We start from the raw sequence: 10,089 nt of genomic DNA, 5'->3' as shown, positions 1-10,089 counted from the left end.
CAAGCTTGCACGGGTGGTATTTGCTCTGTTGAAAAACCAGAGCGAATACTCACCCAAAGGCGTTTAGGGGCTAGGCATGAACCATAGAATCTCCCACAAGGCGGGGCCGGTGTTTCGGTCAAGGACTGTAGTAACCCACTGCGACGAGGAAATGCCCGACCTTTTTCAGGTAGGCGTGTTTGTCCTCGACCTTGCCGGTCACCGGGTTTTTCCAGCGGTATTCGTATTCGCCTTCATCCTGCTTGCCGATCAGCGCCAGAATGGGTTCGCCCACCGGTTTGCCTTCCGGATCCTTGACCTTGGTGAAATCGGTGTTGATCAGCCGCAGGTTGGTGCCATGCGCCACGTAACGGCGGGTATTGAGGTCGACAACGAACACATACAGGTCATCCTGCAGGTAACCGCCCTTGAGCGAATTGACCGCGGTCAGCGTGCCCTTTTCGTCCTTGCCGAGGTCCGTCGCGGCTTTATCCAGCAGCGCTTTGGCCTGCTCGGCCGAAGCGCGCGGCAAGTAATAACCCACCGCCAGAATCCGCTGCCCGACGCGCTGATAAAATACGTGCTTGCGCTCGACCTTGCCGTCAGCCCAGTTCTGCCAACGGTACTCGGCCTGCTGGACGCCATTGCCCTCCGGGACTTTCAGGGCGTCCTTGAAGGCTTTTTGCAAATCCGGACCAAGTACTTCGCTGACGTCGCGGCCGATCAATGCCGCTGAAGGCCCGCCGCTGGCGAGCATCACACCCTTGGTATCGACCACAAAGACGTAGCGATCCTTGTCGACGAACTCACCCTGTCGGCTGAACGCGGCGAACGCCTTGTCGCCGTTGTCGTGGTAGTAAGCCAGGGCTTTTTCCAGCAGGGCGACGGCAGCCTGACTGTCATCCTTGCCACCGGTCGCGGCGCTGGCCTGGCCGAAACCGGCCAACAGCATCACGCCGAGCCAGGTCAGTTTATGCAAAAACCCCATAGCGCATCCCTCGTTCTTGTTGGTGTTTCAAGAGCGTAGACGGCCTGGGCTGATGTAGGGATATTCAGAGGGTTTCTGAACGTTACGCGGTGGCTGTGATAAGGCATGCCCCACCACAGCCAATCGACTATCAAGGTCGCGCGTTGATCTGCTGTTGCAGGTTCTGGATCTGCGCCTGCAGCGTGTTGAGGTTGCGCGTCATCTGCGCGCGGAAGGCGTCGAACTCAGCGGTGTTGCCGCCACCCTGTGGGGTTGCCGGGCGATTGTCCTGCTCGCTTTTGAGCACGACGATTTCTTGCTCGAGTCGATCGATGGCTGCGCTCGGGTTGCCCTGTTTCTTCAAGGCCACGATATCGGCGCCGAGGCTCTTGAACTGCGCATCGAACGCTTTCAATTCCGCGTCGAGCTTGCTGGTGTCAGCCGGTGTGCTTTTCAGCGTGGTCAGTTCCGTGCTCAAGGTCTTCACCTGCGCCTGCAACTGGCTGTTGGCGTTCTGCAGCTCGCTGGTCTGTGCGGTCATCTGCGCCAGACGCTTGTCCAGATCGCTGGCCTGCCCGGCAACGCCTTGCTGCTGTTTGCTCTGATCGAGCAACTTGCCTTCCAGTTGCTTGATTTGCAGCTTCAGCGCTTCGCTGTCGCTGCTGACGTTGGACTGGCTGGCCACAACCTTGCCGGAAATGTCCTGCAGGCGCCCGGCCGCTTCTTCGCTGATCCGCGCGAAGCTTTCCTGAGTCGCGACCAACTGCTGCTCCATCAACGAGATCTGCTGGAAACTCCACCAGGCCAGACCGATAAAGGCAAAGAACAAGGCGCCGACCAACGCCCACAAAGGTCCGGTGCTGGCTGCCTTGACCTTGACCACCGGGGGCGTGCGCGAGTGCACGGAGGTGCGGGCGGTGGTGGGAATGTCATCGTCGTCGAAGGGGTCGGCGCGCAGGCTGGGCACGTTATCGAAATCGTCGTCGTGAGCATCGTTACGCATGGACATTGAGGCAACCTTTGAGAAACGCGGTGATGGCTAAATGCTGCGAAGTATAACCGCCGCAGCCGCAGGCATTGACCCCCATCCGGGTGTGCGGTTCATTGCCAGCCGACCGAATGGTTTCAACGAATGTCCTGAGCCTTCCACCAGGCGCAGAACTCGTCGAGGGCCGACCACAGGCTGACTTTCGGATCGTAGTCCAGATAATGCCGGGCGCGGCTGATGTCGAGGGTGAAATTTTTGTTCATCACTTGCATGCCCAGCCGCGACAGCGTCGGCTCCGGACGCCCCGGCCAGAGTTTGCAGGCGCCTTCGTTAAGCGCGGCAACGCTGTAGGCCAGCGCGTAGGAGCGATACTTGCGCACCTGCGGCACGTCCATGTTGCGCATCACGTAGTTGACCACGTCCCACAGCGGCACCGGCGTGCCGTTGCTGATGTTGTAGGCCTTGCCCAGCGCCGAACCCGCCGCCAGCAAACCGCTGAGCATGGCTTCGTTGAGGTTGTGCACGCTGGTGAAATCGACCTTGTTCAGGCCATTGCCGATGATCGCCAGACGGCCCTTGCGCTGCATGTTGAGCAGGCGCGGAAAGATGCTCATGTCGCCGGCCCCGGTGACGAAGCGCGGGCGCAACGCGATGGTTTCCAGGCCGAATTCCTGAGCGCCGAAGACCTTCTGCTCGGCCAGGTACTTGGTCGCCGCGTACGGATGCCGAAAGCGCTTCGGCACCTGTTCTTCGGTCAGACCGAGATGGTCGCGGCCATCGAAATAGATCGACGGCGATGACAGGTGCACCAAACGCCGGACCCGCTGCTTGAGGCAGGCCTCAACGACATTTTCGGTGACCTGCACGTTGCCCTGATGGAAATCCTGATAACGCCCCCACACGCCGACCGCACCGGCGCAATGCACCACGGCTTCGACATCCGCGCACAGCTCGCGGGCCAGTTCGGCATCGGTCAGATCGCCGGGCACGAACTCGGCGCCACGGCGCACCAGATGCTCGACGCTCTCGGCCCGGCGCCCGTTGACCCGCACCTCAAGGCCCTGCTCCAGGGCAAAACGCGCAAAGCGTCCGCCAATGAAGCCGCTTGCGCCGGTAACCAAAATCTTCATCAAAAACTCCACAGATACAGCTGCAAGCTACAAGCCATTAGCTGCAAGTTAAAACGCTGCGCTTGCCGCTTGCAGCTTGACGCTCGCAACTGCTTCTAAGCCACTAGCCATTGCGGTGACGAGCGCAGTAATTGCTCGGTGAGCAGGTTGAGCAATTGCCCGCCGTTGCGCCAATGATGCCAGTACAGCGGCACATCGATGGGTTTATCTGGCAACAACTCGCGCAATACGCCGCTGCGCAACTGTTCGCGCACTTGCAACTCCGGCACCAGTCCCCAGCCGATTCCGGCTTCGGCCAAGCGGATGAAACCTTCCGAAGACGGACACAAATGGTGTTCGAAACCACCATCGACGCCCAGCGATGCGAGATAGCGATGCTGCAGAAAATCGTCCGGCCCGAACACCAGTGCCGGCGTGCGCGGCAGTTGTTCGGCGCGCACACCCTGGGAGAAATGCCGCTCTATGAAGGCCGGGCTGGCCAAAGCGCGGTAACGCATCGCCCCGAGCAACACACTGCGCGCGCCGGCCACCGGTCGCTCGCTGGCGCAAAGGCAGGCTGCCACTTCACCGGCGCGCATGCGTTTGAGGCCGACCGTCTGGTCTTCTACGATCAGGTCGAGGAGTAAATGCTGGGCAGCGCAGAAATCCCCCACCGCTTGCCCCCACCAGGTGGCGAGACTGTCGGCGTTCAGCGCGATGCGCAGACGATCCGGCAGCCCCTCTTCGTCCAGCGCCGGGACGACGCTTTGCAGGTCGCGCTCCAGCAAACGCACCTGTTGCACATGGTTGAGCAAGCGTCGGCCGATCTCGGTCGGCGCAGGCGGTGTGCCGCGAATCAGCACCGGCTGGCCGACCCGTGCTTCGAGCAGTTTGATCCGCTGCGAGATCGCCGACTGCGACAAACCCAGTACCTGCGCAGCCCGTTCGAAGCCAGCCTGTTCAACCACGGCGGCCAAGGCAGACAGCAATTTATAGTCGAACATCAGTTTTCCTAATGAGCGATCAGCAATATTGGTTTTTCTTATACATCGCTCGACCGGAGAATAGCCAGCAAGCACTCTTTCCCAAGGATCACGTTCATGGCCGGCGAAACTTCACTCACCACTTTATTGCGCAGCATGAGCCCGCAACTCAACGCCGGCGAATACGTGTTCTGCACCCTGTCCGATGGCGTGCTGCCGAGCGATCTTGAGATTGTTGGCAGCTTTCGCGAGCAGGAAGGCCTGACGGTGATCGTGCAGCGTGCCCATGCCGAACAGGCCGGTTTGCACTTCGACTATGTGGCGGCGTGGATCACTCTCAACGTGCACTCCGCGCTGGAAGCGGTCGGTCTCACCGCCGCGTTCGCCAAGGCGTTGGGCCAGGCCGGGATCAGTTGCAACGTGATTGCCGGCTACTACCACGACCATTTGTTCGTCGGCCAGGCCGACGCCGAACGCGCCATGCAAGTGCTGCGCGATCTCGCAGCCAACGCGGAGTAAACGTTATGTGGCAAAGCTATGTGAACGGCCTGCTGGTGGCCCTCGGGCTGATCATGGCGATCGGCACCCAGAACGCCTTCGTATTGGCGCAGAGCCTGCGCCGTGAACATCATTTGCCGGTCGCCGCACTGTGCGTGGCGTGCGATGCGCTGCTGGTGGCGGCCGGGGTGTTCGGCCTGGCGACGATTCTTGCGCAGAACCCGACGCTGCTGGCGATCGCCCGTTGGGGCGGCGCGACGTTTCTGATCTGGTATGGCAGCCAGGCGTTGCGTCGGGCCTGTTCGAAACAAAGCCTGGATCAAGGCGCAAAGCAGACCGTGCGTTCATTGCGCGCCGTGATGCTCAGCGCGCTGGCGGTGACGCTGCTTAATCCGCACGTTTATCTGGATACCGTGTTGCTGATCGGCTCGCTCGGCGCCCAACAATCGGTGCCGGGGGCTTATGTGGTCGGCGCGGCAAGCGCTTCGCTGCTGTGGTTTTTCACCCTGGCGCTCGGCGCGGCGTGGCTGGCACCGTGGCTCGCTCGCCCGAGTACCTGGCGGATTCTTGACCTGGTGGTGGCGTTGATGATGTTCACGGTGGCCGGGCAGCTGATTATTGCGAACTGATTTATTCCAAACGGCTCTGGAACCTCTATCCCACACAGTTGTTGCGTGGTTATGCCGCAACCCCGGTGCTATGATCCAGACCCTGCGCCGCAAAGAGTAAAAACTCGCCGGTGCATTTCTGGCCGCCCGTGATCGGCCTTGCGCTCACCGCAACAGACCTGATTAGGAGAATCATCATGGCTTTCGAATTGCCGCCGCTGCCTTACGCACACGATGCCCTGCAGCCGCACATTTCCAAGGAAACCCTGGAATACCACCACGACAAGCACCACAACACCTATGTCGTGAACCTGAACAACCTGGTGCCAGGCACCGAGTTCGAAGGCAAGACCCTGGAAGAAATCGTCAAGACTTCCTCGGGCGGTATCTTCAACAACGCCGCTCAGGTCTGGAACCACACTTTCTACTGGAACTGCCTGGCGCCAAACGCCGGCGGTCAACCAACCGGTGCACTGGCTGAAGCGATCAACGCAGCCTTCGGTTCGTTCGACAAGTTCAAGGAAGAGTTCAGCAAAACCTCGATCGGCACCTTCGGTTCCGGCTGGGGCTGGCTGGTGAAAAAGGCTGACGGTTCCCTGGCGCTGGCCAGCACCATCGGCGCCGGCAACCCGATCACCAGCGGCGACACCCCGCTGCTGACCTGCGACGTCTGGGAACACGCCTACTACATCGACTACCGCAACGTGCGTCCGAAGTACGTAGAAGCGTTCTGGAACCTGGTCAACTGGAAGTTCGTGGCCGAGCAGTTCGAAGGCAAAGCCTTCACCGCTTAAGCTGCACGCCAGACAAGAAACCCGGCTATTGCCGGGTTTTTTTATGCTCGCGGATGGCGTTTTTCTCACGCTGAAAACAGCTTCGTGCCGTTTGTCGGGAGCGCACGGGAAGCTACCATCACAGAGCGCAAAAAATATCATGTGCAGGCTCAAGTTGAGGGCCGCCACTACCGACACAGTTAATTCAGAGCTAATACTCCAATTGGCAGCATTTTGACCAAGGCACGGGTGAATCTCCCTGAGCCCGATTGTCCCTTTGACTGCCACCCCGGGATTGCCAATACTCATGGCAACTTGACGCTACCCGCACGGAACAAGGAATACCCCTTTGAAGCTGGAACTCAAGAACAGCTTGTCGGTGAAGTTGCTCCGGGTCGTGCTCCTGTCGGCATTGATCGTCGGCGTGGTCTTGAGCTGTGCGCAGATCGTCTTCGATGCCTACAAGACCCGTCAGGCGGTGGCCGGCGATGCCGAGCGGATTCTCGACATGTTCCGCGATCCGTCGACTCAGGCTGTCTACAGTCTGGACCGGGAAATGGGCATGCAGGTGATCGAAGGCCTGTTCCAGGACGATGCCGTGCGTCAGGCGTCCATCGGCCATCCCAACGAAGCCATGCTCGCGCAGAAATCCCGCGAGCTGCAGCATTCCAACAGCCGCTGGCTGACCGACCTGATCCTCGGTCAGGAACGTACCTTTACCACCCAACTGGTCGGGCGCGGGCCGTACAGCGAGTATTACGGCGACCTGAGCATTACCCTCGACACCGCCACCTATGGCGAAGGTTTTCTCGTCAGTTCGGTGATCATCTTCATATCCGGGGTCTTGCGGGCGCTGGCCATGGGCCTGGTGCTGTATCTGGTTTATCACTGGCTGCTGACCAAACCGCTGTCGCGGATCATCGAGCACCTCACCGAGATCAACCCGGATCGCCCCAGCGAACACAAGATTCCGCAGCTCAAGGGCCACGAGAAAAACGAGTTGGGCGTATGGATCAACACCGCCAATCAGTTGCTGGAATCGATCGAACGCAACACCCATCTGCGTCACGAAGCGGAAAACAGCCTGCTGCGCATGGCCCAATACGATTTCCTCACTGGCCTGCCGAACCGCCAGCAGTTGCAGCAGCAACTGGACAAGATTCTGGTCGACGCCGGCAAGCTGCAACGCCGCGTCGCGGTATTGTGCGTAGGGCTGGATGATTTCAAAGGCATCAACGAGCAGTTCAGCTACCAGACCGGCGACCAGTTGCTGCTGGCGCTGGCCGACCGTTTGCGCGCCCACAGCGGTCGCCTCGGCGCCCTCGCCCGACTTGGCGGCGATCAGTTCGCGCTGGTCCAGGCCGATATCGAACAGCCCTACGAAGCGGCGGAACTGGCGCAAAGCATACTCGACGATCTGGAGGCGCCATTCGCCCTTGATCACCAGGAGATCCGCCTGCGCGCGACCATCGGCATCACCCTGTTCCCGGAGGATGGCGACAGCACCGAGAAGCTGTTGCAGAAAGCCGAGCAGACCATGACCCTGGCCAAGACTCGCTCACGCAACCGTTATCAGTTCTACATCGCCAGCGTCGACAGCGAGATGCGTCGCCGCCGCGAGCTGGAAAAAGATTTGCGCGATGCGCTGATCCGCGATCAGTTCTATCTCGTCTACCAGCCACAGATCAGCTATCGCGATCATCGCGTGGTCGGTGTCGAAGCGTTGATTCGCTGGCAGCATCCCGAACACGGCCTGGTGCCGCCGGACCTGTTCATTCCGCTGGCCGAGCAGAACGGCACGATCATCGCCATCGGCGAATGGGTGCTCGATCAAGCCTGCAAGCAGCTGCGCGACTGGCACGATCAGGGTTTTGCCGATCTGCGCATGGCGGTCAATCTGTCGACAGTGCAATTGCATCACGCCGAGCTGCCGCGAGTGGTCAACAACCTGTTGCAGATGTACCGCTTGCCGCCGCGCAGTCTGGAGCTGGAAGTGACCGAAACCGGCCTGATGGAAGACATCAGCACCGCCGCCCAGCATCTACTGAGCCTGCGCCGCTCTGGAGCGTTGATCGCCATTGACGATTTCGGCACCGGTTATTCATCGCTGAGTTATCTGAAAAGCCTGCCGCTGGACAAGATCAAGATCGACAAGAGCTTCGTGCAGGACCTGCTCGATGACGACGACGATGCGACCATCGTTCGCGCGATCATCCAGTTGGGCAAGAGTCTCGGCATGCAGGTGATCGCCGAGGGCGTGGAAACCGCCGAGCAGGAGACCTACATCATCTCCGAAGGCTGCCACGAGGGTCAGGGTTATCACTACAGCAAACCGCTGCCTGCCCGTGAGTTGAGCGCTTATCTCAAGCAGGCGCAACGCAGCAATGCCGCCATTCTGTGAAATGCCGTGAACGCGGCATCTCTTGCCGATCAGGATCGTGCGCTTGATCCAGCGCACCCATGTTGTAAACAAGAAATATTTCCAGCCACAACCCTTTACACATAATGCGAAAGATTTGCATTATGTCGCAGTTTTGCGCGCCCTCGGCGCCAGTCCACTCAACTACCGAAGCAGGATGTTCGCCATGATTCGTATGCCTCTGGCTACCGCCAGTCTGCTGGCCATCGCTATTTCCCTCGCCGGTTGCGGCGAAGGCAAGGACAAAGAAAAAGCCTCCGAAATGACGCCGGCTTCCAGCAGCGCTGCTCCAGCCCCTGCCGCTACGCCTGCGCCTGCTGCCGGTAAAGTCGACGATGCTGCCGCCAAGGCTGTGGTCGCGCACTACGCCGACATGGTCTTCGCCGTCTACAGCGATGCCGAATCCACCGCGAAAACCTTGCAGAGCGCGATCGACGCGTTCCTCGCCAAGCCGAACGCCGAAACCCTGAAAGCCGCCAAGGCTGTCTGGGTCGCCGCGCGCGTTCCGTACCTGCAAAGTGAAGTGTTCCGCTTCGGCAACACCATCATCGACGATTGGGAAGGTCAGGTTAACGCCTGGCCGCTGGACGAAGGTCTGATCGACTACGTCGACAAATCCTACGAGCACGCCTTGGGTAACCCGGGTGCCACCGCCAACATCATCGCCAACACTGAAGTTCAGGTTGGCGAAGACAAGGTCGACGTCAAGGACATCACCGCGGAAAAACTCGCCAGCCTCAACGAGCTGGGCGGTTCCGAGGCGAACGTCGCTACCGGCTACCACGCCATCGAATTCCTGCTGTGGGGCCAGGACCTCAACGGCACCGGCCCGGGCGCTGGCAACCGTCCGGCCTCCGATTACCTGGAAGGCGCCGGCGCCACCGGCGGTCACAACGATCGTCGCCGTGCCTACCTGAAAGCCGTGACCGAGCTGCTGGTCAGCGATCTGGAAGAAATGGTCGGCAACTGGAAGCCAAACGTGGCCGACAACTACCGCGCCACGCTGGAAGCCGAGCCGGGTGAATCCGGTTTGCGCAAAATGTTGTTCGGTATGGGCAGCCTGTCCCTCGGCGAACTGGCCGGCGAGCGCATGAAAGTTTCCCTGGAAGCCAACTCCCCGGAAGACGAGCAGGATTGCTTCAGCGACAACACCCACTACTCGCATTTCTACGATGCCAAAGGCGTGCGTAACGTTTACCTGGGCGAGTACACCCGCGTCGACGGCACCAAGCTGACCGGCGCCAGCCTGTCGTCGCTGGTGGCCAAGGCTGATCCGGCTGCCGACACCGCACTGAAAGCCGATCTGGCCGCAACCGAAGCGAAGATCCAGGTCATGGTCGATCACGCCAACAAGGGCGAGCACTACGACCAGTTGATCGCGGCTGGCAACACCGCGGGCAACCAGATCGTTCGTGACGCGATCGCCGCGCTGGTCAAGCAGACCGGTTCGATCGAAGCCGCTGCCGGCAAACTGGGCATCAGCGACTTGAACCCGGACAACGCCGATCACGAGTTCTGATCAACGCGTGCGCTTCAAAAAAGGCGACCTTCGGGTCGCCTTTTTCATCTCTGCCTTTTGTGGTGATGCTGGTGGCCCCATCGCTGGCAAGCCAGCTCCCACAGGGAAGGGTTGGCGTACACAGATTTTGCAAACACTGCAAAACCTGTGGGAGCTGGCTTGCCAGCGATAGGGGCAGCACGGTCTCAAGTGAAACTCTGCCGCAAATCAAGCAAACGATAATTCCTCTTATTCAAACTCCCCGGC

The 10,089-nt window shown here is 60.1% G+C and carries 9 protein-coding genes; 5 read left to right on the top strand and 4 right to left on the bottom strand.

From position 1 onward, the window contains the following. Window positions 1–118: 118 nt before the first annotated feature. From ACYYKW_RS10915 to ACYYKW_RS10900, 4 genes are all read right to left on the bottom strand, one after another. Window positions 119–967, bottom strand: a complete 849-nt coding sequence (locus ACYYKW_RS10915; RefSeq protein ID WP_464990114.1) for a cache domain-containing protein — start codon at window positions 965–967, stop codon at window positions 119–121. Between the two features lie 130 nt (window positions 968–1,097). Further along, window positions 1,098–1,955 carry an ATPase gene (locus tag ACYYKW_RS10910; protein ID WP_093098836.1) on the bottom strand — a complete coding sequence of 286 codons (858 nt, stop codon included), beginning with the start codon at window positions 1,953–1,955 and terminating at the stop codon, window positions 1,098–1,100. A 116-nt stretch (window positions 1,956–2,071) separates the two neighbouring features. Next, complete coding sequence (locus ACYYKW_RS10905) at window positions 2,072–3,064, bottom strand: NAD-dependent epimerase/dehydratase family protein (RefSeq protein ID WP_093098833.1); 993 nt, start codon at window positions 3,062–3,064, stop codon at window positions 2,072–2,074. A 95-nt stretch (window positions 3,065–3,159) separates the two neighbouring features. Next, window positions 3,160–4,047 (bottom strand): LysR family transcriptional regulator ArgP, encoded by an 888-nt coding sequence (locus ACYYKW_RS10900; RefSeq protein WP_464990113.1) that lies wholly within the window; start codon window positions 4,045–4,047, stop codon window positions 3,160–3,162. 96 nt (window positions 4,048–4,143) lie between these two features. On the opposite strand from ACYYKW_RS10900, the gene ACYYKW_RS10895 reads away from it, so the two are divergent. The 5 genes from ACYYKW_RS10895 (at window position 4,144) to ACYYKW_RS10875 (ending at window position 9,843) form a co-directional block, all read left to right on the top strand. Continuing rightward, window positions 4,144–4,545 carry an ACT domain-containing protein gene (locus ACYYKW_RS10895; protein WP_464990112.1) on the top strand — a complete coding sequence of 134 codons (402 nt, stop codon included), beginning with the start codon at window positions 4,144–4,146 and terminating at the stop codon, window positions 4,543–4,545. Window positions 4,546–4,550: 5 nt separating this feature from the next. Further along, window positions 4,551–5,153 carry a LysE/ArgO family amino acid transporter gene (locus ACYYKW_RS10890; protein ID WP_093098825.1) on the top strand — a complete coding sequence of 201 codons (603 nt, stop codon included), beginning with the start codon at window positions 4,551–4,553 and terminating at the stop codon, window positions 5,151–5,153. 176 nt (window positions 5,154–5,329) lie between these two features. Beyond that, window positions 5,330–5,926, top strand: a complete 597-nt coding sequence (locus ACYYKW_RS10885; RefSeq protein WP_093098823.1) for a superoxide dismutase — start codon at window positions 5,330–5,332, stop codon at window positions 5,924–5,926. A 328-nt stretch (window positions 5,927–6,254) separates the two neighbouring features. Then, entirely contained in the window at window positions 6,255–8,306 is a 2,052-nt protein-coding gene (locus ACYYKW_RS10880; RefSeq protein WP_090285796.1) for a putative bifunctional diguanylate cyclase/phosphodiesterase, read from the top strand. A 184-nt stretch (window positions 8,307–8,490) separates the two neighbouring features. Continuing rightward, window positions 8,491–9,843, top strand: coding sequence for an imelysin family protein (locus ACYYKW_RS10875; protein ID WP_464990111.1), 1,353 nt, complete (start codon window positions 8,491–8,493; stop codon window positions 9,841–9,843). The last annotated feature ends 246 nt before the right edge of the window (window positions 9,844–10,089 follow it).

The organism is Pseudomonas sp. 15C, from assembly GCF_055484735.1.
Note: the sequence above shows the minus strand (reverse complement) of the source record. Positions and strands in the feature narration are given on the sequence as shown.

Coding starts and splice junctions, on each gene's coding strand:
- ACYYKW_RS10905 (WP_093098833.1), bottom strand. CDS start 3,064: ATGAAGATTTTGGTTACCGGCGCAAGCGGCTTCATTGGCGGACGCTTT.
- ACYYKW_RS10875 (WP_464990111.1), top strand. CDS start 8,491: ATGATTCGTATGCCTCTGGCTACCGCCAGTCTGCTGGCCATCGCTATT.
- ACYYKW_RS10885 (WP_093098823.1), top strand. CDS start 5,330: ATGGCTTTCGAATTGCCGCCGCTGCCTTACGCACACGATGCCCTGCAG.
- ACYYKW_RS10890 (WP_093098825.1), top strand. CDS start 4,551: ATGTGGCAAAGCTATGTGAACGGCCTGCTGGTGGCCCTCGGGCTGATC.
- ACYYKW_RS10900 (WP_464990113.1), bottom strand. CDS start 4,047: ATGTTCGACTATAAATTGCTGTCTGCCTTGGCCGCCGTGGTTGAACAG.
- ACYYKW_RS10895 (WP_464990112.1), top strand. CDS start 4,144: ATGGCCGGCGAAACTTCACTCACCACTTTATTGCGCAGCATGAGCCCG.
- ACYYKW_RS10915 (WP_464990114.1), bottom strand. CDS start 967: ATGGGGTTTTTGCATAAACTGACCTGGCTCGGCGTGATGCTGTTGGCC.
- ACYYKW_RS10910 (WP_093098836.1), bottom strand. CDS start 1,955: ATGTCCATGCGTAACGATGCTCACGACGACGATTTCGATAACGTGCCC.